Here is a 23,216-nt window from a genome sequence, read left to right on the forward strand (position 1 = left end):
GCCATGGATCGTCCTTTCATCTGGCAACATTAAACTTGTCCGCGACCATCGGGATCGCAGCGGCGTGGAAATGGGGGGTGTGGCCGGGTCTATCCGGCAGCAGCCGCCGTGCCCTGTGTCAGGGCAGCCATGCGGTGCATCAGCGGTTTAAGTGCCGCATGGGTCTGAAGGTAAAAATCAAGCTGCGCGCGGAATTGCGCGTGGCGGGTGGGATCGGGGTGAATCTCATCGCAGATGCGCACCATGGCATCGGCGCCGGTTTCTAGTGTCGGATGCAGCCCCACCCCCACGGCGGCGGCAATCGCCGCGCCAAAGGCCGTGGCTTCCCCCACCTCGGGGATACGCAACGCGGTGCCGGTGGCGTCGGCATGCATCTGCGCCCAGAACCGCGACCGCAGCACACCGCCGGCCAATGTCATCGCCGACACCGGAATGCCCTTGCCCGTCAGCCGGTCAAGGATGTTTGCGGTGCCCAGCGCCACTGATTCCATCAGCGCCCGCGTAATCTCGGCCCGGCCATGTTTCAGCGTCAGGCCCCAGATTGCGCCTTGCAGTTCATAGTCGGTGAACGGGTTGCGGTTGCCCTGCCAGAAATCCAGCACCACAAGACCATTCGCCCCCGGTGGCACCGATTGCGCCGCCACCAGCAGGGCGTCATAGCCATCCTGACCTTGATGCAGCAGATCATGCCACCACCGCAGCACCGCACCGGACGAGACCTGCCCGCCTTCCATCACGAATGCGCCTCTGGTCACGCAATCGGGGTGCGGGCCAAACAGCCCTTCGACCTCGGTATCTTCGGCCACCACGGGCAGGATCAGGTGTGAAGTGCCGGTGATCAGCGCAGTCTCGCCCGGGCGCAGGGTGTTCAGGCCCACCATCGCGACATAGGCATCGGTGCCCCCCGCCACCACCAGCGTTTCAGGGTCCAGCCCCATCGCATCGGCCGCGTCTTGCTGCAGCGGCCCGATCACCTCGCCCAGCGCGGGCATCCGGGCGGGGAAGCGGTCGGTGATGCCTGCCAGACCAATCGCCGCCAGAAAATCCTCGGGCCAGCCGTGGCGCGGATCAAAGAACCAGCGGTTGGTTGTCAGGTTCTGGCCCAGCGTCAGTTCGCCGGACAAGCGCAGCGCCAGATAGTCGGCCATTTCCACAAACCAGCGGCTGCGCGCGTAGACATCGGGTGCCGCGTCGCGCAGCCACAAAATCTTTGGCAGCGCAGTTTCGGCACTGACCCCGGCCCGGCTGCGGCGCAACACCGGGTGCCCCGTCGCCTCGATCCGCCGGGCCTGAGGCGAGGCGCGGTTGTCCATCCACAAAATCGCCTCGCCCAGCGGGGCCAACCGGTCGTCCAGCGCAACCATGGTGGACGAGGTGCCGGAGGCGCAGATCGCCGCGATCCGTCCCGGTGCGATGCCCCCCCGCTGCAGCGTCTCTCGCACCGCGCCGCAGGCCGCCTGCCACCAGTCGGCAGGCGATTGAGTGGCCCAGCCGGGATGCGGATGGCTGGTCGGGTAGTCGCGCACTGCCACCGCCAGCACCCGGCCCGAACAATCGGCCACCAGCGCACGCGCGCCGCCGGTTCCGCAATCGAGCCCAATGATCAGATCCCGCATGTCAGCCCCCTTTCCGACGTTCGCCATGGTGCCGCGCGGCCAGCATCGCCACCACCAGCCCCGACAACAGCAGCGCACCCTGAATGATCTGGCGCTGGTAATCCGGCAGGCCCAGAAGCGCGGCCCCGCTGAACAGAACGCCGATGAACAGGGTCGCGGTCAGAGTGCCAAGGATATTGGGTTTGCCCACATGCACCATCATCCCGCCCAGCAGAACCACTGTCAGGCCATTGATCAGGTACGGCCCGCCGATCATCGGCTGACCAGAGGCAAGGTTTTCCGCCAGGATGATCCCGGCCAGTGCCGCACAAACCCCGGAGAACACGAATAAAACCAGTGTCAGCCCCACCACCGGCACGCCCACGCTGCGCACTGCGGCCTCGTTCTGCGCCATGGCATAGATGTAGCGGCCCATGGTCAGCCGCTCTTGCACGAACCAGGCCAAGGCGGCCAACGCCAGCACCGGCAGCATGATCAGCGGCACCGCGTCGCCGAAATGCGGCTCCAGCAGGCTGGCCAGCGGACCGGGCGTTGCGATCCGGATGACCGTCCCCTTGCCCAAAGCCGCCGCGAGCGAGGCGCACAGACTGGCGGTGGAAATCGTCACGATCAGCGCGGGCAAACGCATCACCGCAACCAGCCAACCGTTCAGCAAGCCCACCGCCAGCCCAGCCGCCAGCCCAGCAGCGATGGCAGGCCACCAGCCCCAACCCTGCGACAGGCCCCAGGCACACAGCATGTTGGACAGCGCGGCCACCTGCATGAAACTGACGTCGATCTTGCCCGCCGCAATCACCCAGGTCAGGCCCAGAATCATCATCACCATGATGGAAAAGCTTTTCAGGATAGCCACCATGTTTCCCGGGTCCAGAAGCTGCGGCCGCTGGCTGGCGATCATCACCGTCATCAGCACCAGTGCAGCAACGAGCCAGAGGTTGGTGATCAGCCGCGACAGGCGTCGGCGGGTGCTGTGCGGGCGCGCGGTGGCCGTCCGGGTCAGTGTCATCGTCATCCCTTTTCTCCCGAAGCCGCGTGGCGCGCGGCGCGCACCATCGCAAAGCTGTTCAGCCAGTTCCGGGCGCTGTCTGAAAACGCCAAAACCCCGGCCAGCAGGATCAGGCTGATCATCCCGTCGCTGTAGTAATAAGGCACGCCCATCAGCGCGAAGCCGTCCAGCAGCATGGTGATCAGCAAGATCCCCCCCAGAGTTGCCAGAACAGAGGTTCCCCCCAGAATGGCCGCTCCCAGGAACACCCCGGCATAGGCGGGCATCATCAGATTGGCACCCTTGTTGGTTTCGGCATTCCCCGACTCGGCCAGGATCAGCAGCACCGCCAGCACTGTGCAGATGGCACAGAGCACATAGGCCAGAGCGATATAGCGCCGTGTGGCGATGCCCGAGAAATGGGCCGCCACAGGATTCTCGCCGGTGGCATAGAACGCCACGCCGGTCCGGGTGCGCTGCATGACGAACCACGCCACCGCATAGATCGCGAGCAGGATCCAGAGCGACACGCCAAGCCCCAGAACCCGCGCATCGTTCAGATCAGTAATGCCCACCTGAAAGAAGTTCTGAAAGATCGAGCGCCCTCCGGTATACAAAAAGGCCATCCCGGCGCAGATTGATCCGACAGCGATGGTGGTCACAATGTCGGGCAGACCGAAACGACTGATCGCCACGCCCGACACCAGACCAATGGCCGCGCCAATCGCGATGCCCGCCGCAATGGCAACCCAAAGCGGCGCGCCAGCCGCAATCACCGCGCCCATCGACATGCCGGCAAAGGCCGCGACGCCGGGAATGGACAGATCGAACCGGCGCACGATGACCACAAAGGTCAGCCCCAGCGCCGCCAGCCCGTTGGCGGCCATGTGCCGGGCGATGCCGTTCAGACTGGCAGGGCTGAGAAAGCGCGGCTCGGCCAATGCAAGGGCCGCCCCGACCACGATCACCAGTGCCAGAAAGCCCAGCCCGCGCGCCGACTGACGCATGATGTCCTTAAACCCGCTCATGGTGCCACCTCGCCCATGATCCCAGCCATCAACAGCGCGTCGCGGCTGAACACCCCGCTGGCAGGGTCCACCTGCCGCCCCTTGTGCAGCGCGATGGTGCGGTCAGCCACGCCATGCACCTCGTCACAGTCGCTGGAAATCACGATCACCGCCGCATCGCGCGACAACTGGCGCATCAGCGCGTAGATCTTGGCCCTTGCGCCAATGTCGACGCCCACGGTCGGCTCGACAAAAATGTAGACATCCGCCTGACTGTACAGGCCCTTGGCCAGCACGATCTTTTGCTGATTGCCGCCGGAAAAGCCGCTGGCCGGGGTGGTCAGGCTGGGCGGATGCAGCGCCACATCCCCGGTCAGCGTGCGGGCATCTTTCTGCACACGGCGTCGCTTGAGCGCCCAGCGCCCGGCAGACGCCCGGCGCAGATTGGCCAAAGGCACGTTGAACAGCGCCGGACGGGTCAGGACCAGCCCTTCGGTCCGCCGGTCGCCGGGCACCAGAAACACCCCCGCATCCAGTGCCGCGCGTGGAGACTTGAAGGTCACCACCTTGCCACGCAGCCTGATCGTCCCCCGGTCCGGCGGTGCGACACCGAAAATCGCCTTGGCCAGTTCATCACAGCCCGACCCGACCAGCCCGAAGATTCCCAAAATCTCGCCCTTGCGCGCGGTCAGGCTGACAGGTTTAAAATCACCGTGCAGGGCAATGGCCTGCAGCTCCAGCACCGCCTCGCCGGGCACCGTTCCGGCACGCGGCGGAAAGATGTCACCCATCGCCTCGCCCAGCATCAGATCGGCCAAAGAGACCTGACCGGCCTTTGCCTCTTCGACCGTCATCCGGGCAACGCAGGTGCCGCCCCGGAACATGCTGAAGCTGTCGGCGATGGCAAACACCTCTTCCAGCTGATGCGTGATGTAGATGATCGCAATGCCCTGCGCCTTGAGCAGCCCCATCAGCGAAAACAGATCCTCGCGCTCGATATCGGTCAGGGTTGATGTCGGTTCATCCAAAATCAGCACGCGGGTGTTCTCCCCCGCGATCGCCTGAAGGATCGCCACCGCCTCGCGCTCGACCGCCGACATGCGGCCGACCTCTTGCGAAAGATCCAGATCCACCGGAAACCGTTCCAAAAGCGCCTCGGCCCGCCGTTCCAGATCGCGCTGGCTGATGCGCGACAACAGGCCCCGCCGCGGGTTTTCGCGACCAAGAAAGATGTTGTCCAGCCCGGTCATGTCGGCGACCAGTTCGGGGTGTTGCTGCACCGTCGCAATACCGGCGCGGATCGCATCTTCGGGGCTGCGGAAATGTACCTCTTGCCCGGCAACGGTGATCTGGCCGGAGTCTTTCTGAATGATCCCCGACAAGATCTTGATAAAGGTCGATTTTCCCGCCCCGTTGATCCCCAGAAGCGCATGGATTTCGCCGGGTGTGACGTGAAACTCCACATCGCGCAGGGCTTGAACCGGGCCGAACCGCTTGGAAACGCCGGATGCCGTCAGGATGGGCTCTGCCATGGCTGAATTCCTGTTGTTGGTGCGAAAAGGGGGGGCGCAACGCCGCACGCCCCCCAAACGGGCATTGGCTCAGACCGCGCGGACCCAGCCCAGTTCCGCCCCACGGCCGGGCACGTCAAAATCATCGGGAATGCCGCCCTGAAGCATGTCTTTCACCACCGCATAGGTCGGCGTGATGATCAGGCGCGGCGTGTTGCGACCGGCAAGCGATTCATGCGCGTAGAACACGCAGGAATAGGCCATCTCGTAAAAGCTCTGCGCCATCGACAGTTTCAGCGGCGTATCCGAAGCGATGTAGTTGAACGCCTGCGATCCGCCGTCGATGCCGGTCAGGATCAGGTCTTCGCGTCCCGCAGCCTTTGCCGCCAGCGTCCCTTCGACCGCAGCACCGTCCCAGGCGCACCAGACCGCATCGATGTCGGGGTTCGATGTCAGGATATTGTCCACCGCCTGTCTGGGCGTGACATTGCCCGCCAGAGCAAAAGCCCATTCGGTGACAATCTCCACCTCGGGGTAGCCGCGCAGCACCCATTCCATTCCCAATGTGCGCTGATCCCAGCTTTCGTTCTGCGGCAGCATCACGCGGGCAATCTTGCCCTTGCCGCCGATCGCCTTGCAGATGAATTCGCAGGAGTGGACCCCCATGCCGAAGTTGTTCGACATGGCCGTGGTGGTCACGGTGCTGCCGGGCACCGCGCTGTCGGCGCAGAATACCGGGATGCCCGCAGCAATGGCGCGCTGCACGGCGGGCGCAATCGCCACCGCGTCGGCGGGTGTGATGAACAGCGCATCGGGTCGAGACGCCACCAGCGAGTCGATCTGGTCGCTTTGCACCCGGGCATCGAAACCCGCATCGGTGGTCGTCAGGCTGCCGCCCAGTTCCGCCACGGCGGCGGTAGAACCATCCTGCAGGTGGCGGCCGGAGTCGTAAGTGGTCCAGCCCAGCGCGGCCGCAAACCTGCGATCCGCCGCCTGCGCCTGCATTGCCTTTGGCCAGAGTGCCGCACTGGCGGCAAGGGCCGCCGCCCCCGACAGGAACGCGCGTCGTCCGAAACTCGGGCCGAAATTCTCTTCCGTCATGGTGTTCTCCTCCACTGTTACGCCGACAGAGCGTCGGTTCTCTCCCCGCCCCTCCCGGGCGGGTCCTGGTCAACACAGGCGGGCAAAGGCCTGCCAGCGTTGAAAAGCCTGCTCATAGCTGTCTGCATGCGCCGGTTCCGAACCGACGGTCACCGCGATTTCGGGCCGGGTCAGCACATCCCGGACGGGGGTGCCTGTGGCTGCAATCATGCCCAGCCGGGCCGCGCCAAAAGCGGCCCCCAATGCGCTGCTGCGGGGCACGTCAAGGTCAACCCCAAGACTGGTGGCCAGCATCGACACCCAGAGCCGCGACTTTGACCCGCCACCGATGGCCAGCAGACGCCGCACCTCGCCTCCGCCGGCCCGGAATGCCCCGGCGCAGTCGCGGATGGCAAAGCTGACGCCCTGCATCACTGCCTGTGCCATGGCGGCATCGTCATGCTGATGCGCCAGTCCCATGAACCCGCCGCGCACGGTGCCATCGCTGCGCGGCGACCAGCATCCATCCAGAAACGGCACAAAGATCAGATCCGAGGCCGGACGCGGATCATCGCCAAGCAGCGCCACCAGTTCCGCCGGGCTGCGCTTCAGCCGCGCGCCAAGCCAGCTCAGACAGGACGTTGCCGACAGCACCACCGACATCTGATGCCAACGGTCGGGCACCGCGTGGCACAGGGTTTCGATGGCAAAGGCCCCTGCCGGTCGCGGGCGGTCATTGGCCACGAACAGCACGCCAGATGTGCCAAGCGAGACCGTCCCCTCGCCATCTTCGATGACCCCAGTGCCGCAGGCACCACAGGCATTGTCGCCGCCGCCGCCCGCAATCACCGGGCGGTGCCGCATACCCCAGCGCTGCGCCAGTCCGGCGCGCAAGATGCCGGTGGCCTCGGTGCCCTCGCACAGCCGGGGCATCTGGCTGCGGTCCATGCCGGATGCGCTCAGCATCACATCCGACCAGTCCCGCGCCGCCAGATCCACCCACATGGTGCCGCTGGAATCGGCCAGATCGCTTGCCTTGTCCCCTGACAGAAGCAGACGGATATAATCCTTTGGCAGCAGCACCATACGCACGGCGTCAAAGGTTTCCGGCTCATGCCGGCGCAACCACATCAGCTTGGTGGCGGTGACACCGGGCGTCGGGGTGCGCCCCACACGGTTCAGCAGATCAGGCACCGCAGCGGCCAGTTCAGTGCATTCCGGCGCGCTGCGGGTATCGTTCCACAAAATGGCCGGGCGCAAGGGCCGGTCGGCGGCATCCAGCACCGTGGCACCATACATCTGGCCGGACAGCCCGATGCCCGCAACCTCTGCCATGGCTGCCGGATGGCTGGCGGTCAGCGCATCAAGACTTTCGCACACCGCGTGCCACCACAGATCGGGGTGCTGCTCTGACCAGCCGGGCTGCGCCCGACGGATCTCCAGCGGGCCGGACGACGCCTCGGCGACAAGCCTCTGACCTGCGTCGATGATCACGGATTTTACCCCGGATGTGCCAAGGTCGATGCCAAGAAACATGCGTCTTCCTCCCCCTCGTGTCGTGCCGACCGGCACGCCTCTTGTGTCACCGTGGCAAGGGCCTCCCCTCCCTCGCCACGGTGCTGATCATGCTGTCATCCGTGGTCTCACGCCCTTTTGCAGATGGTCCTCCAGTGCGGCGATCTGGGCGGGCGACAGGCGCAACCCCAGCTTGCTGCGGCGGAACAGAATGTCCTCGGCCGTGCGCGCCCATTCGGTGCGGCACATGTAATCGACTTCGCGCTCGCTCAGCCCCGCCCCGAAATCGCGGCCCAGATCGGCCCTGCTGCGGGCATCGCCCAGCATCACCGTGGCGCGGGTGCCGTAAAAGCGGACCAGTCGGATCGCATCGGCACCGCTCAGGAAAGCCCGATCCGACAGCAGTTTGCGCACTTCGCGGTCAAAGTCCTGCGGCGCAAAATCGCCACCCGGCAGCGGCTGTCGCCCGGTCCAGCCTGCGGGTTCCCCCTGCGCGTGGCCAAGTGTTGCCTCGATCCGCTCCAGCGCGGATTCTGCCAGTCGCCGAAAGGTGGTGATCTTCCCGCCAAACACCGACAGCACTGGCGCATTCTGTGACTGATCCAGTTCCAGAACATAGTCGCGCGTGGCCTTCTGCGCTTCACTGCTGCCATCATCATACAGCGGGCGGACGCCGGAATAGCTCCAGACCACATCCTTGGGCGTGATCGACCGTTTGAAATATTGCCCGACCAGCGCACAGAGATAGGCGATTTCTGCGTCCGAAGCCGAAACCGAGGCCGGATCACCGGGATAATCGCGGTCGGTGGTGCCGATCAGGGTGTAGCGGTCTTCGTAGGGAATGGTAAAGACGATCCGGCCATCGCTGTTCTGAAAGATAAAGCAACGGTCATGCGCATAAAGACGCGGCACCACGATATGCGATCCCTGCACCTGCCGGACCGAGCCTTTGGGCGGGCGGCGCAACAGATCGCGCGCCACCGCATTGGCCCATGGCCCCCCGGCGTTGATCACCATGCGGGCGTGGATCACCTCTTCCTGCCCGGTTTCCAGATCCCGTGCCACCACGCGCCAGCCGCCGCCGGGCAGCGGCTGTGCTGCGGTGCAACGGGTACGCACGCGGATGTCGGCCCCACGCTCCACGGCGTCCTGCGCGTTCAGGATGGTCAGCCGGTTGTCTTCGACCCAGCAGTCAGAATACTCGAACCCTGACCGCAGGTCAGCGTTGAGCCCCTCGCCGTATGGCCCGTGCGCCAGATTGACCCGCGACGTTCCCGGCAGCAGTTTGCGCCCGCCCAGATGATCATAAAGGAACAGACCCAGCCGCAGCATCCAGGCTGGCCGCATGCCCTTGCGGTGCGGCAGGATGAACCGCAGCGGACGCACAATCTGCGGCGCGATCCCCCACAGCACCTCGCGCTCGATCAGGGCCTCGCGCACCAGCCGGAATTCGTAGTGCTCCAGATAGCGCAAGCCCCCGTGCAAAAGCTTGGTCGAGGATGAAGACGTGGCACCGCCAAGGTCGCCCTGTTCGCACAGCCAGACCGAATAGCCCCTCCCCACCGCGTCGCGGGCGATGCCACAGCCGTTGATGCCGCCACCGATGATGGCCAGATCAACCGTCAGATCGGGTGCCCGCTCAGACATTGGCCAGCTCACGCGCGGCAAGGATGCGGTCGGCGACCTCGACAAACCCGGCCCCGCCGACCGAAGGGGCGACAAAGGCTGGCGGCGCAAAGCTGCCCGGCGTGAACTCCCGCACATTGGCCACACCGCACGACAGCGGAAAGAACCTGAACATTGGCCCGTCATTCGGACTGTCGCCGACAAACACCACCCGGTCGCGCGCCGCGTCGATATCAAGCCCCAGAACATCGCTGGCAAAAAGCCGCGTCATCGACAGCTTGTCATAATCCCCGAACCAGCCGTTGACGTGGATGGACGACAGTTTGGCGACTGCCCCGGCCTCGGCAAACAGATCCAGAATGCGCTGCACCTGATCATCCGGCAGCGGCGGCACGTCTTCGCAAAAGTCGATGGCCAGATCGGCCTCACGATAAAGCTGGTCAGAGGCGATGCCCGCGCCGGGCACCTCGGCCAGGATCCGGTCGCGCAGCGCATCCAGCTTGGCGCGGTTGGCGCGGCGCTCGGTGGCACTGGCAAAGAACTTTTGACGCATGACCCGTGCCGCGCGGTCATAGCTGAAATAGAGCGCGCCGTTTTCGCCGACGATACCGGCCACCGGCCACAGCCGGGCAATCATGTCGCACCATCCGGCGGGACGGCCAGTGATCGGCACCACCTTCAGCCCGGCCTGCGCCAGCCGTTCCAGCGCAGCATAAGCGGCGGCGGGCAACTGACCATCGGTGGTCAGGGTGTCGTCGATGTCGGTAAAGACGACTGCGCAGCGCGACAGCCTGTCCAGATCCAGTTCCTGCAATGGGCGCATCACAGTATCTCCTCGATGAAATCGTCCAGAATGCCCATGTCTGCCGCCAGATCGAGCAGAGAAAAACGGTCGCGCATCTCGCGGCAATGGCGCAGGGCGTCGATGTAAAGCCCGCGGTCCATCCCGATCTCTTCGGGTGTGGTCCCCCCGCCGGCGGCCCGCAGATGCGCGGCCATTTCAGCCGAGGGCAGCATCATGGCGCGCAGGGTCTGGCGCAGCTCTGGCCAGACAGCGGCCAGCCGGTCGTTGAAGGCCGCCGCCTGATCCGGCGTCATCGCCTTGACCCGGCTGGCGGTCAGGCAATCCTGAACCGCAGCCGCCGGATAGCGGGCGCGGATCGCCGCCTCATCCGGCCGCCAGCCGGTGATGCGCGGGGCCTCCTCCATGCCAAGGATATGCTCTTGCAGCCGCGCCATGGTGATCGAGGCCACGCCGACCTGCTGGCCATGCACCGTGCCGGGATGGCGGTCACCGGCGAAACTGTCGATCCAATGCGAAATCTGGTGCTCGCCCATCGAACCGGGATGGCTCATCCCCACCGCTGCGATGCCCAGCCCGCCCAGCGTCAGCAGCCGTTGCAGATAGCCGATGGCGTCGTGATCCCCGCGCCCCAACCCGGCACTGCGCGCCAGAACGGCCGCCTCGTCCGCATCCTGCAGCCGGTAGGGCGCGGTGGCATAACGGGTACCCAGAAGCACATGCGAAAAATACCAGTCCACCTGCGCCGTGGGTCGGCACAGACTGTCACCCAGCCCGGCCCCGATCAGATATTGCGGGGCCGCAGCCGACACCGAGATATCGATGAACACACCCTTGGCCGCATGGGCCTGTTGCGTGGTCTTCAGCCCCGACCCGAGGGTGATCGAGGCGGTTGAAGAGGTATAGCCGTTCATCGACGGCGCCGTGGCATAAACGCTGTAGCTGCGTCCGTCCTTGTAGGTGGCGAACTTGCACAGGTCGTTGATCGTGCCCGATCCGACCGCAACCAAAGCCGCCTGAGCTTTCGTTTCAGCCTGAAGCGCGCGGACCTGATCTTCATCGGCGTGCGGGTGATCCAGCACCACAAGCCGCGCCTTTGCACCCAGACGGCGGGCAATCTCGGCCCCCATCACATCAGCGGTCGCGGCGTCGCAGACCACCGCATAGCTCTCGGCTGGCATGACCTGTTCCAACGCGTCGCGGGCGTTGGCGGCCATCCCGTCGCCGATGTCGATGTGCCCGAACGGAACCGTGACCCGCGCGCCGGTGTCAGGGGAATGCCACCGACCGGCCGTCACATCCCGGATCAGGGCGTTCCAGCGCCCCGAGACCGTGTCGGGTGCCGTTTGCATCAAGGTCATCCGAGCCTCCCAACTCATTTCCCCAGCTTGAATGAAAGATGCCAGAGCCTATTGGCATACGTCAATAGCATTTTTCAACACCCCCTACCTTTTGCCAATACGCTTGAACTTCCTTTGGTTTCGCTGGATGCTGGCACTGCCCAGACCAAGGACCCGCTGTATGGCCCGCAAAGATCCGCCCGAAAGCACCGACCCGAAATCCCGCCGCCCGATTCCCGCGCCCTTTGGAATGGACGAAGTGTTCTGGGCCGCCTGGCTGTATTATGAACAGGGGCAGAAGCAGGATCAGATCGCCGATCAACTCGGCATTTCGCGTGCGTCTGTGTTCAACCTGCTGCAAAAGGCCCGTGATGAGGGGGTGGTGAACATCTCGATTGACCCGAGCCGGATCGCGCGGGCCGATCTGTCGCGACAGCTGTGCGACATCTATGGCATCGACGAATGCTTCCTCCTGCCGGAACGCAAGGATGCCGGCCCGCTCCACCGGCAGATCGGCCATCTGGGTGCGCGGGTGCTGGAGAGCCGATTGCGCAGCGATGACATCATCGGCGTTGCATGGGGGCGCACGGTGCTGGCGTTGTCGCAGCACCTCAACAGCGTAAACCAGCCCCACCTGACGATTGCCCAGATCACCGGCAGTTCGGCGGCGACCTTTGATTTCTCACCTGTGCTGTGCACCTCTAACCTTGCGGCACGGCTTCTGGCGCGCTGTGTCAATCTTCACGCGCCGGGGGTGGTGTCATCGGCGCATGTCAAGGACATCCTGATGGCCGAACCGGCCATACGCGAGCATTTTGCCCTGTTGCAGCTCTGCTCCAAAGCGGTCTTCGGCGTTACCCAACTGACCGGAGAGACGCTTCTGGTGACGGGTGGCTTCATGACGCAGGCAGAGGTCGAGACCTATCGCACGCTTGGGGCCGTCGGCTTTGCCTCGGGCTACTTCTTTGCGGAAGACGGCCGCATCATCCGCAGCGAATTCGACGACCGCCACATCACCATGCCGCTTGAAAACCTGCGCGCAGTTCCGGAACGGATCTGCGTGGGCGGCGGGCCGGGCAAGGCTGCGGCAATCCGCGGCATGTTGCGGGCGGGAATTGCGTCGATCGTGGTGACAGACGAAACCACGGCCCGCGGCGTAATCAACGGCGGCTGAAGGCCCTCACATCGAAGGCGATGAGATCGTGAAATGCAGCCGTGAGCGGTCTGTGAGATAAAGCGCGGTGTAATATTCTATGACCTGACCTTGCGCATTCGCCGCAGCGGATTCAATGCCCAGTACCGGCGATCCGACAGCGATTTTCAGCAGGGCCGCATCCTCGGCAGAGGCGCCCGACGCCTCGATCCAGCGTTCGGCCTTGTTCAGCTGGATGCCGTATTGCCGCGTGATCGTATCGTAAAGCGAACGGTTTTCCAGCGGCACGGTTTCAAGCCCCGGCACCACCGATTCCAGCATCGCCCAGCGGACGATCATGCGCGGGTTGCCATCGACCGACAGCACCCGGTCTACCCGCACAATCGGCGTGCTCTCGTCTGTCCGCATCAGCTTTGCCATGCGGGCCGAGGGCAGGCTGACCTCTTGCCGCAGAATACGTCGCGACACTTCCTTGCGCTTGTCGGCGAGTTCGCCGGAAAAGCCGACCGTCGTGCCGACGAAATCCTGCTCTTCCCGCCGCCCGGCCACAAAGGCCCCCTTCCCCTGCAGCTTGTAAATCAGGCGCTCATTCACCATCTGCGCCATCGCGTCGCGCACCACGGTGCGCGAGACATCAAAACGGGCGCACATCTCGGCTTCAGAGGGAAGTCTGGTGTGCTCTTGCAACCCTTCATCCCGGATCAACCGCGTCAGGGCTGCCTTGACCTGCGACCACAACGGGGCCGAAACGGCCCGGTTGGTCGGATGCAGGCGGTCAACAAATTCTCTGGACAGACTATCGGACAATCGGCTTGTGTTCCTTCCCCCGGTCAGGCGCTGATTCTACGGAATAATCATCCGGTGCCGGCCGCGCAAGAGCGCCAGCGCCTGAGCTATCTCGTCGGCTTTCCTCTGATCGTCCCACCCAAGCTGGTCGGCGGCGGTCTGTCCCAGCTCATCCAGACCCTGCAACGTGACCGCCCCTTCAAGCCCCATCAATGTGCGACGCAGCAGGATATCGGTCAACCGGGTGACCCTTTCCCTGCGGCAGATCAGGCCGATCTCGGCCGGGGTGTAGCCGGAAACCGCCTGATATCGGTCTGTGCTTTGGGCCTCCTGTGCGGCCACCACCGCTGCGTGGCTGCCATAACGCCCTGCCAATATGGCACAACGCTCTGGTGTCAACCCGCTGTGCTCCGCCAGGCCTTGCAGCCAGGCCGCTCTGCCCGCCGCATCACCCGGCAGATTTGTCGCCCCGCCGATGGCAAGGGATGCGGTGCTGCGCAGGCGGGTTTTGCCCAGACGTGCCATCACCGCATCCGCGATCTGTTCGCCACAGACGCGATAGGTTGTCCACTTCCCCCCGACCAGGGTGATCAATGGAAAGGGACGTTCCGGCACAGGGTCATGGACATCCAGCCGATGATCACGGCTGATCGCGCCGGTCGCGCCATCCTGGCTCAGCGGCAGCGGGCGTACCCCGGCGAAGGCAAACACAATCTGCGCGCGGGTCAGGCGCACCCCGGGCAGGATCGGGCGCAGCACATCGAAGATGTAGTCGATCTCGGCTTCGGTGCAGTCCTTGTCATTCGGGTCATCACTGCGAATGTCGGTGGTGCCCACCAGCAGCCGGTCACCCTCCAGCCGATAGATCAGACAGGCCCGGTGATCGTCAGTTTCGAAATACAGCATCCGGTCACCCAGATCACCGGCAAGCTGCGCATCCCGCACCACCAGATGTGATCCGCGCGTGCCTCCGATCACCCGTCTTTTGATCCCCAGATCCTGCTGCACGCTGTCGACCCAGGCGCCCGAGGCATTGACCACCAGCCTTGGCTGCACCTCAAAAACCTCGCCGGTCAGCCGGTCGTGCAGCGTGATCCGTCCCGCCGTCTGCTTGCCGGCGGCGACGTAGGGCAAGGCCATAGAACCCGGACAATCCGCTTCGGCATCTGCCACCAGTTCCATCACCAGCCGTTCCGGATGGGTGATTCTGGCGTCGTAATACTGCGCCACGGCGCGCAGATCGGTGGCAAGCGGTGGCACCTGACGGCATGCTTCACGTGCCGAGAACATCCGGTGATCCGGCATCGTCTGATGCGCCCGGCCGAACACGTCATACAGCATCAACCCGATCTTGACCGGAACGGCACCCTTTGGCCCCGGGGTGCGGGTCAGTCTCAGGAACCGGGCAACGGTCGAGACCGCCCCCCCCATCAGACTGCGCAGCGGCACCCAGCATTTCTGCGGATGCACCAGATGCGCGGCGTTCCGGAGCAGAAGGTTGCGTTCGGTCAACGATTCGCGCACCAGTGCCGCCTCGCCGGTTTCCAGATAACGCAGGCCGCCGTGGATCAGCCGGGAGGGCGCGGCGCTGGTGCCGGACGCAAAGTCTTCGGCATCGACCAGCAGGGCCGGAATCCCCTGAGCCGCAAGGTCGCGATACGCGCCCACACCATTGATCCCGCCACCAATGATAAGGATGTCAGGCACTTCGCCATGTCGAAGCCGGTCGATCAGGGTTTGTCTGTCGTGCATTTGAGGGCCTCCTCACCCGACATCTGCGACGGTCAGTGTACCGGCGCAATTGAGAGTGGCAACTTATTATTACAAGTTATGAGACCTTAGTCGGCACCCAGATTGGTCCCTCATACGGAATCACTGTAAGTTCTTAATATTTATGAATTTATGTCAATAGGACACTCCGGGAGATGTCACTTGACAGGTTTTGAAACTTCTCTAGCTTGAACTCATAATAACAAGTTTGGATCGAAGGGAAGAGGAGCCCGACGGTCCTGACAGGGGGGAATGAATGGGAAATTGTGTGATCGGCATAGATGCCGGCGGCACCATGACCAAAGCTGCGCTGTTTGATCTTTCGGGACACGAGCTTGCCTGTGCGCGGCGGAAAAACGTGATGCGGTTTCCGCATCCAGGCTGGACCGAGCGGGACGCGGATGCCATGTGGACCGCCGCAAGCGAGGCCGTGCGCGAAGTGCTGTCGATATCGGGCCGGACACCCGGTGATGTGGCGGCGGTGTCCGTCGCCGGATACGGCAGCGGGCTGTATCTTCTGGACCGTGACGGCAATCCGGTGCGGCCAGGGATCGTTTCAACCGACAGCCGCGCGGCATCTCTGGTGGCCGAATGGCAGGCTGCCGGGCTGGTGGATCAGGTCGAACCGCTGATCCAGCAACGGGTCTGGCCGGGGCAAAGCCTTGTGCTGCTGGCGTGGCTGCTGCGTCATGAACGCGGGGTTCTGGAGCGCACCCACCGCATCTCGTTCTGCAAGGATTTCCTGCGGGCCCGGCTTTGCGGCGACATGTCCACCGATCCCACCGACGCAGGCATCGGCGGGCTGATCGATGTGACGCGCGGTGTCTATGCCACGGATGCGCTGCATCTGCTGGGGCTGGACGACTGGATCAGCAAACTGCCCGAGATCGGACCGTCAGATCAGGTGGTGGGCCACGTCTGCGCGCGCGCCGCGGCGCAGACCGGGCTGCTGCAGGGCACGCCCGTGGTGCGCGGCGCGGTTGATGTCACGGCGGCGGCGATGGCCTCTGGTGTCACTCAGGCCAGTCAGATGAGCGTGGTGGCAGGCACGTTCAGCATCAATTCCACCCTGCACGCCACGCCGCGCCAATCCGTGCAACCGTTCCTGCAAAGCCCGTTTCCCTTGGGCGGCTATCTGGCAACCGAAGGGGCGGCAACTTCGGCAAGCAATCTGGAATGGCTGGTCAAAACCGTTCTGGCCCATGGTGGCACACTGCCGGCCGATCAGCAGGGCACGCTTTACGACGTTGTGAACGCCGCCGTGCACCGCAAGTCAGGGCAGCCACGCGATGCGCTGTTCTTCCCGTTCCTCTACGGTGGCCCCAGCGGCGCACCAGCCGGAATACTGGGGCTGACCGCTGATTACAGCTTTGACGATGTGATGCTGTCGGTGTTCGAGGGCATTGTCTTTGCCCACAAAATCGACATCGACCGCCTTCTGACCGGCCCGGATGCCGCGACGCCGTCGGTCATCCGCCTTGCGGGCGGGGCATCGCGCAGTGCGGTCTGGTCTGACATGTTTGCCGATATTCTCGGCCTGCCGGTCGAGGTGCCTGCGGCATCGGAACTGGGCGCGCTTGGCGTCGCGATCTGTGCTGCGGCAGGCGTGGGCGCACACCCGTCGCTGGCGGCGGCCATCACGGCCATGAGCCGGGTCGGCCGTCGCCATGAGCCTGCCCCGCAACGGGCATCGGCACATCAGGCCAAATACCCGCGCTATGTCGCCGTCACACAAGCGCTGGCCGGGGCCTGGGCACAGGGGGGGCAGCATGCTTGAATTGCAGAACGTGTCGCTGGTCAAATCCGGCCACACCTACATCTATCCCACCACGTTGACGCTGCAAAAGGGCACGATGAACGTGCTGCTCGGCCCGACGCTGGCCGGCAAGACCAGCCTGATGCGGGTGATGGCGGGTCTGGATGTGCCGACGACCGGGCAGATTGCGTGGAACGGCACCGATGTCACCGGCATGCGGGTGCAGGAGCGCAAGGTCGCGATGGTTTACCAGCAGTTCATCAACTACCCCGGCATGTCGGTCTATGACAACATCGCCTCGCCTTTGCGGATTATGGGGCAGGAGGCGATAGCCATCGACAAAGCCGTGCGCGACACGGCAGAGATGATGCGCCTGACCCCGATGCTGGATCGCAAACCGCTGGAGCTGTCGGGCGGCCAGCAGCAGCGCTGCGCGCTGGCGCGGGCGCTGGTCAAAGGTGCCGGGCTGGTGCTGCTCGACGAGCCGCTGGCCAACCTCGATTACAAACTGCGCGAAGAGCTGCGGGTGGAAATCCCAAGGATATTCGAGGCGTCCGGCGCGATCTTCGTCTACGCGACCACGGAGCCGGAAGAGGCATTGCTGCTGGGCGGCAATACCGCCGCGCTGCACGAAGGCCGGGTGACACAATTCGGCCCGACGCCTCAGGTTTACCGCCAACCCGCCGACATGACGACAGCCCGGGTGTTTTCCAATCCGCCGATGAATCTGGTGCCGTGCCAGAAGTCGGGCCCCCGGCTGAGGTTTGGCGACGGCGTCAGCGCCCCGGCAGAGGGGCCGTTCGCGGCCTTGCCAGATGGCGAATACACCGCCGGATTTCGCGCCAACCATCTGCATCTGAACAGCCACTCCGGACAAGCGGTCCGCTTCCCCTGTACGCTGGGCGTGACCGAGATCACCGGGTCAGAAACTTTTCTTCACCTGCACCACGGGACCGACAGATGGGTTGGGCTGGTGCACGGCGTCCATGATCTGCAGCCGGGCACGCCGGTCGATGTCTTCCTCGATCCCGGCCACATTTATCTGTTCGACGTCAGGGGGCAGCTGGCCGCCATGGCCTCGCGTGCCCTTGCAGCCTAACGGAGAAGCTGATGGCAAAGATCACCCTGAAAAATCTGGCCCACAGCTACTTTCCGTATCCGCGCGGCGAAGAGGATTTCGCGCTGAAGGAAATGGATCATGTCTGGGATGACGGCGGGGCTTATGCGCTGCTGGGGTCGTCGGGCTGCGGCAAGACCACGCTTCTGAACATCATCTCGGGCCTGCGCATCCCCAGTCAGGGCCGGGTGCTGTTTGGCGACACCGATGTCACCAACGCCCCCACTGCCCAGCGCAACATCGCGCAGGTGTTTCAGTTTCCCGTGGTCTACGACACCATGACCGTGCGCGACAATCTGGCCTTTCCGCTGCGCAATCGCGGCATGGACGCCAGCTACATCAAGGCCCGGGTGCAGCAGATCGCGCAGATGATCGGGATGGAACACATGCTGACCCGCAAGGCGCAGGGGCTGACGGCGGATGCGAAACAAAAGATCAGCCTTGGCCGGGGCATGGTGCGCGAAGACGTCAACGCCATCCTGTTCGATGAGCCGCTGACGGTGATCGACCCCCATATGAAATGGGAGCTGCGCACCCAGCTCAAACAACTGCACCGCGATTTTGGCCACACCATGATCTATGTGACCCATGACCAGACCGAGGCGCTGACCTTCGCCGACAAGGTCGTGGTGATGTATGACGGCCGCGTCGTGCAGATGGGCACACCGCAAGAGCTGTTTGAAACCCCCGCCCATACCTTTGTCGGCTATTTCATCGGCAGCCCCGGCATGAACCTGCTCGACGCCGAGGTGAGCGGACTATCGGCCCGCGTGGGCGGGCATGTCCTTGATCTGGGGCACAGCTATGCCGCGCAGCCCGGCCGCGTCCAGATCGGCTGCCGCCCCGAATTTGCGGCGCTGTCGGCCGACACCGGCCTGCCCGTCACCATCCGCCGGATCGAAGACGTCGGCCGCCACCGCATCATCCGCACCGATTTTCAGGGCACCGAGATCAACGTCATGCTGGCCGAAGGCCAAAGCCTGAGCCCCGACATGAGCCGCGTGAGCTTTCTTCCCGACCGCATCGGCGTTTACCGCGACAGCTGGCGGGTCGCCCCCATCGAAGGGACCAGATAATGGATAAGACCCAGAACAACAAAGCATGGTTTCTTGTGTTGCCGGTGTTCCTGCTGGTCGCCTTTTCCGCCGTGCTGCCGCTGATGACGGTGGTGAACTATGCGTTCAACGACACCTTTGGCGACAACGTCTTTTACTGGGTCGGGCTGGAATGGTTCGAAGAGGTCGTCACCTCGTCGCGGATGCACGAGGCGCTGGGGCGGCAGCTGCTGTTTTCGGCCATAATCCTGGCCATCGAGGTGCCGTTGGGCATCGCGGTGGCCCTGACCCTGCCCAAACGCGGGGCCTGGTCCAGCCTGTGCCTTGTGCTGCTGGCCCTGCCGCTCCTGATTCCGTGGAACGTGGTTGGCACCATCTGGCAGGTGTTTGCCCGCATCGACATTGGCCTGCTGGGCGCCACGCTGGCCAAAATGGGGATCGAGTTCAACATCGGCCAGAACACCCTGGATGCCTGGCTGATCGTGATAACCATGGATGTCTGGCACTGGACCTCGCTGGTGGCGCTGCTGGCCTTTGCCGGGCTGCAATCCATCCCCGAGGCCTATTATCAGGCCGGTCGCATCGATCAGGCCAGCCGCTGGGCCGTGTTCCGCTATATCGAACTGCCCAAGATGAAGGGTGTGCTGCTGATCGCCGTGCTGCTGCGCTTCATGGACAGTTTCATGATCTACACCGAGCCTTTTGTCGTCACCGGCGGCGGCCCCGGATCAGCCACCACCTTCCTGTCGATTGATCTGGTCAAGATGGCCATCGGCCAGTTCGACCTGGGCCCCGCCGCCGCCTTCTCGCTCATGTATTTCCTCGTGATCCTGCTGGTCAGCTGGGTGTTCTACACCGTGATGACCCACCTTGACAAAGAGGAGGCCCGCTGATGCACGCCCCCGCCCCCACAATGCCGCAATCGCGCGCGTTCCGGGAATATCCCACACTGCGCCTGATCGCCGCCCGCCTGCTGCTGATTGGCTTTCTGCTGTTCCTGCTGGTGCCGATTTACTGGCTGGTCAACATGAGCTTCAAGACCAATACCGAGATCATGGGCACGGTCCATCTGTTGCCACAGACGCCGACGCTGGTGAACTACGCCCGCATCTTTGGCGACAGCACCTGGTACATGGGCTATGTGCATTCGTTGATCTATGTGGTGCTGAACACGGTGATTTCGATCACGGTCGCTTTGCCCGCCGCCTATGCCTTCTCGCGCTACAGCTTCATGGGCGACAAGCACCTGTTCTTCTGGCTCCTGACCAACCGCATGGCCCCGCCTGCCGTCTTCGCGCTGCCGTTCTTTCAGCTCTATTCCAGCGTCGGCCTGTTCGACACCCACATCGCCGTGGCCCTCGCGCATTGCCTGTTCAACGTGCCGCTGGCGGTCTGGATCCTGGAAGGGTTCATGCGCGGCGTGCCGAAAGAGATCGACGAGACCGCCTATATCGACGGCTATTCCTTCCCCCGCTTTTTCCTGCGGATCTTCATGCCGCTGATCGCATCGGGCATCGGCGTCGCGGCGTTTTTCTGCTTCATGTTCTCATGGGTGGATCTGCTGATCAGCCGGACCCTGACCTCGGTGAACGTCAAGACCATCGGCGTGGCGATGACCCGGACCTCCTCCGCGACGGGCCTCGATTACGGAACATTGGCGGCTGCCGGGGTGCTGACAATCGTGCCGGGCGCTTTGGTGATCTATTTCGTGCGCAACTACATCGCCAAGGGCTTTGCCCTGGGGAGGGTGTGATGACGGTGACCAACACCCGCAGCAACTGGACGGCAATCACCCTTGGCACGGTGACAGTCATGGCGGCGGCCCTTGGCGGGCTGTTTCTGGCGGCACCGCAAAAGGACGGCAGCATCGACTGGTTCGGGCCGATGATCCACGGCGGCTGGATGGCCTGGACCCTGCCGGTGGCGCTGTTCTTCTGGGCCATCGCCTGCCTGCTGGTGACCTTTACCCTGCTGGCAATCCGCTACCCTGAAACGCCGCGCAAAGGCATCCTGCGGATCGAGACCACGCGCGGCGACCGGCTTTTCATCTCGCTGCTCGGCTCGGCCTTCATTTGCCTGGGCTGGCTGTTCTTCTTCGGAGCGCCCCTGTGGGGCGGTCTGATCCTGTGCCTTGCCTATGCCGCAGCGGTATTTCGCTGGGTCTGACGGCATGTGACGGGCCGTCAGGCAGGGAAACTTCCCTGCCCCGGCAAGACGATGTGACCACGAAAAAGACGTCTCAACATCTGGGAGGATACACGATGAGACTTCGCCACACGACCACTGCCATGGCGCTTGCGCTGATGGCCACCGGCTCGGCCCCCGCCTGGGCCGACATGGACGCCGCAAAAGCGTTCCTTGACACGGAAATCGCCGATCTTTCGGCGTTGGACCGGGCGGGCCAGGAAGCTGAAATGCAGTGGTTCATCGACGCTGCCGCACCGTTCAACGGCATGGAGATCAAGGTGGTGTCGGAAACCATCACCACCCATGAATACGAGGCAAAAGTGCTTGCCCCCGCTTTCACGGCGATCACCGGGATCAAGGTCACCCATGACCTGATCGGCGAAGGTGATGTGGTCGAGAAACTGCAGACGCAGATGCAGTCGGGCGAGAATATCTATGACGCCTATATCAACGACTCCGACCTGATCGGCACCCACTGGCGCTATCAGCAGGCGCGCAACCTGACCGAATGGATGGAAGGCGACGGAGCGGCGGTCACCAACCCCGGGCTGGATATCGATGACTTTGTCGGGAAATCCTTTACCACCGGGCCCGATGGCAAGCTGTATCAGCTGCCTGACCAGCAGTTCGCCAACCTGTACTGGTTCCGCTACGACTGGTTCAACGATCAGAAAACCAAAGACGATTTCAAGGCCAAATACGGCTATGACCTTGGCGTTCCGGTCAACTGGTCGGCCTATGAAGACATCGCCGAATTCTTCACCGGCCGCGACATGTCCTATGCCGGCGGCCCGGCAACCGGCGTCTATGGCAACATGGATTATGGCAAGAAAGATCCCTCACTCGGCTGGCGCTACACCGATGCGTGGATGTCGATGGCCGGGATGGGCGATGTGGGCGAACCCAATGGCTTGCCGGTCGACGAATGGGGCATCCGGGTTGATGAAAACTCGCGTCCCGTGGGGTCCTGTGTTGCGCGGGGCGGGGCCACCAACGACGCGGCGGCGGTTTATGCCGTGACCAAGGCCATCGAGTGGCTGCAGAAATACTCGCCCCCCGTCGCCATGGGCATGACCTTTTCCGAGGCCGGCCCGGTTCCGGCCCAGGGCGCGGTTGCGCAGCAGATGTTCTGGTACACGGTGTTCACCGCGGATTCGATCAAGCCCGGCACGCCGGTGATGAATGACGACGGCACCCCGAAATGGCGCATGGCCCCAAGTCCGCACGGGGCCTATTGGCAGGACGGCCAGAAGATCGGCTATCAGGATGCCGGATCGTGGACGCTGATGAAATCCACCCCCACAGACCGCGCACAGGCCGCATGGCTTTACGCGCAGTTCGTGACCTCTAAGACCGTCGATGTGAAGAAATCCCATGTCGGGCTGACCTTCATCCGCGAGTCGACGATCCAGCACGAAAGCTTCACCGAACGGGCGCCGAAACTGGGCGGTCTGGTCGAATTCTACCGCTCGCCCGCCCGCCTGCAATGGTCGCCCACCGGCACCAACATTCCGGACTATCCGAAACTGGCACAACTGTGGTGGCAGAACATCGGTGACGCCATGTCGGGCGCCAAAACCCCGCAAGCCGCCCTCGACGCGCTGTGCGAAGAACAGGAGCGGGTGCTGGAACGCCTGGAACGCGCTGGGGTCCAAGGCGATCTGGGCCCGAAACTGAACGAGCCCAAAGACCCGCAAGAATGGCTCGACGCCCCCGGCGCCCCCGTGGCCAAGCTGGAAAACGAAAAGCCTGCGGGCGAAACCATCAGCTACGACGAGCTGATCAAGTCTTGGCAATAAGCTGAACCACCGGGGGCGGCGGATGCCGCCGCCCCCGTCAAAACCCATATTTATGTGGCGCAAAAGGCCCCGCACGATGTCTCAGGAGCAAGAAATGACCCATCCGAAACT

19 protein-coding genes are annotated in these 23,216 nt (G+C 63.8%); 8 read left to right on the forward strand and 11 right to left on the reverse strand.

Translation table 11 applies throughout. The features are described from left to right. Positions 1-89: 89 nt before the first annotated feature. The 9 genes from J2X53_RS21415 to J2X53_RS21455 form a co-directional block, all read right to left on the reverse strand. Positions 90-1,616, reverse strand: coding sequence for an FGGY family carbohydrate kinase (locus tag J2X53_RS21415; RefSeq protein ID WP_349039529.1), 1,527 nt, complete (start codon positions 1,614-1,616; stop codon positions 90-92). A gap of 1 nt (position 1,617) precedes the next feature. Then, complete coding sequence (locus J2X53_RS21420) at positions 1,618-2,628, reverse strand: ABC transporter permease (RefSeq protein WP_349039530.1); 1,011 nt, start codon at positions 2,626-2,628, stop codon at positions 1,618-1,620. Then, positions 2,625-3,629, reverse strand: coding sequence for an ABC transporter permease (locus J2X53_RS21425; protein WP_349039531.1), 1,005 nt, complete (start codon positions 3,627-3,629; stop codon positions 2,625-2,627). The genes J2X53_RS21420 and J2X53_RS21425 overlap by 4 nt, the downstream gene beginning before the upstream one ends. Beyond that, entirely contained in the window at positions 3,626-5,140 is a 1,515-nt protein-coding gene (locus tag J2X53_RS21430) for a sugar ABC transporter ATP-binding protein (protein WP_349039532.1), read from the reverse strand. Before J2X53_RS21430 ends, J2X53_RS21425 begins: the two co-directional genes overlap by 4 nt. 69 nt (positions 5,141-5,209) lie before the next feature. After that, the gene (locus tag J2X53_RS21435) at positions 5,210-6,220 is read right to left on the reverse strand and encodes a sugar ABC transporter substrate-binding protein (RefSeq protein WP_349039533.1); all 1,011 of its coding nucleotides are present in this window, start codon (positions 6,218-6,220) and stop codon (positions 5,210-5,212) included. 69 nt (positions 6,221-6,289) lie between these two features. Then, positions 6,290-7,735, reverse strand: a complete 1,446-nt coding sequence (gene xylB, locus J2X53_RS21440) for a xylulokinase (RefSeq protein WP_349039534.1) — start codon at positions 7,733-7,735, stop codon at positions 6,290-6,292. Between the two features lie 87 nt (positions 7,736-7,822). Then, positions 7,823-9,361 carry a glycerol-3-phosphate dehydrogenase gene (gene glpD / locus J2X53_RS21445; protein ID WP_349039535.1) on the reverse strand — a complete coding sequence of 513 codons (1,539 nt, stop codon included), beginning with the start codon at positions 9,359-9,361 and terminating at the stop codon, positions 7,823-7,825. Beyond that, complete coding sequence (locus J2X53_RS21450; RefSeq protein WP_349039536.1) at positions 9,354-10,163, reverse strand: HAD-IIB family hydrolase; 810 nt, start codon at positions 10,161-10,163, stop codon at positions 9,354-9,356. Before J2X53_RS21450 ends, glpD begins: the two co-directional genes overlap by 8 nt. Continuing rightward, complete coding sequence (locus J2X53_RS21455; protein WP_349039537.1) at positions 10,163-11,503, reverse strand: sn-glycerol-1-phosphate dehydrogenase; 1,341 nt, start codon at positions 11,501-11,503, stop codon at positions 10,163-10,165. The genes J2X53_RS21450 and J2X53_RS21455 overlap by 1 nt, the downstream gene beginning before the upstream one ends. A 160-nt stretch (positions 11,504-11,663) precedes the next feature. Here J2X53_RS21455 and J2X53_RS21460 point away from each other — a divergent pair, with 160 nt between their 5' ends. After that, positions 11,664-12,656 carry a sugar-binding transcriptional regulator gene (locus J2X53_RS21460; RefSeq protein WP_349039538.1) on the forward strand — a complete coding sequence of 331 codons (993 nt, stop codon included), beginning with the start codon at positions 11,664-11,666 and terminating at the stop codon, positions 12,654-12,656. 6 nt (positions 12,657-12,662) lie between these two features. On the opposite strand, the gene J2X53_RS21465 is transcribed toward J2X53_RS21460, so the two are convergent. Continuing rightward, on the reverse strand, positions 12,663-13,442 hold the full coding sequence (locus J2X53_RS21465) for a GntR family transcriptional regulator (protein ID WP_349039539.1): 780 nt from the start codon (positions 13,440-13,442) through the stop codon (positions 12,663-12,665). Between the two features lie 36 nt (positions 13,443-13,478). Further along, positions 13,479-15,173, reverse strand: coding sequence for a glycerol-3-phosphate dehydrogenase/oxidase (locus tag J2X53_RS21470; RefSeq protein WP_349039540.1), 1,695 nt, complete (start codon positions 15,171-15,173; stop codon positions 13,479-13,481). A gap of 274 nt (positions 15,174-15,447) precedes the next feature. On the opposite strand from J2X53_RS21470, the gene J2X53_RS21475 reads away from it, so the two are divergent. The 7 genes from J2X53_RS21475 (at position 15,448) to J2X53_RS21505 (ending at position 23,105) form a co-directional block, all read left to right on the forward strand. Further along, positions 15,448-16,968, forward strand: a complete 1,521-nt coding sequence (locus J2X53_RS21475) for an FGGY-family carbohydrate kinase (RefSeq protein ID WP_349039541.1) — start codon at positions 15,448-15,450, stop codon at positions 16,966-16,968. Beyond that, positions 16,961-18,046 (forward strand): ABC transporter ATP-binding protein, encoded by a 1,086-nt coding sequence (locus J2X53_RS21480; protein WP_349039542.1) that lies wholly within the window; start codon positions 16,961-16,963, stop codon positions 18,044-18,046. The genes J2X53_RS21475 and J2X53_RS21480 overlap by 8 nt, the downstream gene beginning before the upstream one ends. 11 nt (positions 18,047-18,057) lie before the next feature. After that, entirely contained in the window at positions 18,058-19,140 is a 1,083-nt protein-coding gene (locus J2X53_RS21485; protein WP_349039543.1) for an ABC transporter ATP-binding protein, read from the forward strand. Continuing rightward, positions 19,140-20,012 carry a sugar ABC transporter permease gene (locus J2X53_RS21490; RefSeq protein WP_349039544.1) on the forward strand — a complete coding sequence of 291 codons (873 nt, stop codon included), beginning with the start codon at positions 19,140-19,142 and terminating at the stop codon, positions 20,010-20,012. The genes J2X53_RS21485 and J2X53_RS21490 overlap by 1 nt, the downstream gene beginning before the upstream one ends. Positions 20,013-20,032: 20 nt before the next feature. Then, the gene (locus J2X53_RS21495; protein ID WP_349039547.1) at positions 20,033-20,872 is read left to right on the forward strand and encodes a carbohydrate ABC transporter permease; all 840 of its coding nucleotides are present in this window, start codon (positions 20,033-20,035) and stop codon (positions 20,870-20,872) included. Next, positions 20,872-21,285, forward strand: coding sequence for a DUF2160 domain-containing protein (locus J2X53_RS21500; protein WP_349039545.1), 414 nt, complete (start codon positions 20,872-20,874; stop codon positions 21,283-21,285). The genes J2X53_RS21495 and J2X53_RS21500 overlap by 1 nt, the downstream gene beginning before the upstream one ends. A gap of 95 nt (positions 21,286-21,380) precedes the next feature. Continuing rightward, positions 21,381-23,105 (forward strand): ABC transporter substrate-binding protein, encoded by a 1,725-nt coding sequence (locus J2X53_RS21505; protein WP_349039546.1) that lies wholly within the window; start codon positions 21,381-21,383, stop codon positions 23,103-23,105. The last annotated feature ends 111 nt before the right edge of the window (positions 23,106-23,216 follow it).

The sequence above is a fragment of the Pseudotabrizicola sp. 4114 genome (genome assembly GCF_031457365.1).
Lineage (GTDB): Bacteria > Pseudomonadota > Alphaproteobacteria > Rhodobacterales > Rhodobacteraceae > Pseudotabrizicola.

Coding starts and splice junctions, on each gene's coding strand:
- J2X53_RS21475 (WP_349039541.1), top strand. CDS start 15,448: ATGGGAAATTGTGTGATCGGCATAGATGCCGGCGGCACCATGACCAAA.
- J2X53_RS21480 (WP_349039542.1), top strand. CDS start 16,961: ATGCTTGAATTGCAGAACGTGTCGCTGGTCAAATCCGGCCACACCTAC.
- xylB (WP_349039534.1), bottom strand. CDS start 7,735: ATGTTTCTTGGCATCGACCTTGGCACATCCGGGGTAAAATCCGTGATC.
- J2X53_RS21505 (WP_349039546.1), top strand. CDS start 21,381: ATGAGACTTCGCCACACGACCACTGCCATGGCGCTTGCGCTGATGGCC.
- J2X53_RS21425 (WP_349039531.1), bottom strand. CDS start 3,629: ATGAGCGGGTTTAAGGACATCATGCGTCAGTCGGCGCGCGGGCTGGGC.
- J2X53_RS21500 (WP_349039545.1), top strand. CDS start 20,872: ATGACGGTGACCAACACCCGCAGCAACTGGACGGCAATCACCCTTGGC.
- J2X53_RS21495 (WP_349039547.1), top strand. CDS start 20,033: ATGCCGCAATCGCGCGCGTTCCGGGAATATCCCACACTGCGCCTGATC.
- J2X53_RS21455 (WP_349039537.1), bottom strand. CDS start 11,503: ATGACCTTGATGCAAACGGCACCCGACACGGTCTCGGGGCGCTGGAAC.
- J2X53_RS21485 (WP_349039543.1), top strand. CDS start 18,058: ATGGCAAAGATCACCCTGAAAAATCTGGCCCACAGCTACTTTCCGTAT.
- J2X53_RS21470 (WP_349039540.1), bottom strand. CDS start 15,173: ATGCACGACAGACAAACCCTGATCGACCGGCTTCGACATGGCGAAGTG.
- J2X53_RS21430 (WP_349039532.1), bottom strand. CDS start 5,140: ATGGCAGAGCCCATCCTGACGGCATCCGGCGTTTCCAAGCGGTTCGGC.
- J2X53_RS21435 (WP_349039533.1), bottom strand. CDS start 6,220: ATGACGGAAGAGAATTTCGGCCCGAGTTTCGGACGACGCGCGTTCCTG.
- J2X53_RS21420 (WP_349039530.1), bottom strand. CDS start 2,628: ATGACGATGACACTGACCCGGACGGCCACCGCGCGCCCGCACAGCACC.
- J2X53_RS21490 (WP_349039544.1), top strand. CDS start 19,140: ATGGATAAGACCCAGAACAACAAAGCATGGTTTCTTGTGTTGCCGGTG.
- J2X53_RS21450 (WP_349039536.1), bottom strand. CDS start 10,163: ATGCGCCCATTGCAGGAACTGGATCTGGACAGGCTGTCGCGCTGCGCA.
- J2X53_RS21415 (WP_349039529.1), bottom strand. CDS start 1,616: ATGCGGGATCTGATCATTGGGCTCGATTGCGGAACCGGCGGCGCGCGT.
- glpD (WP_349039535.1), bottom strand. CDS start 9,361: ATGTCTGAGCGGGCACCCGATCTGACGGTTGATCTGGCCATCATCGGT.
- J2X53_RS21460 (WP_349039538.1), top strand. CDS start 11,664: ATGGCCCGCAAAGATCCGCCCGAAAGCACCGACCCGAAATCCCGCCGC.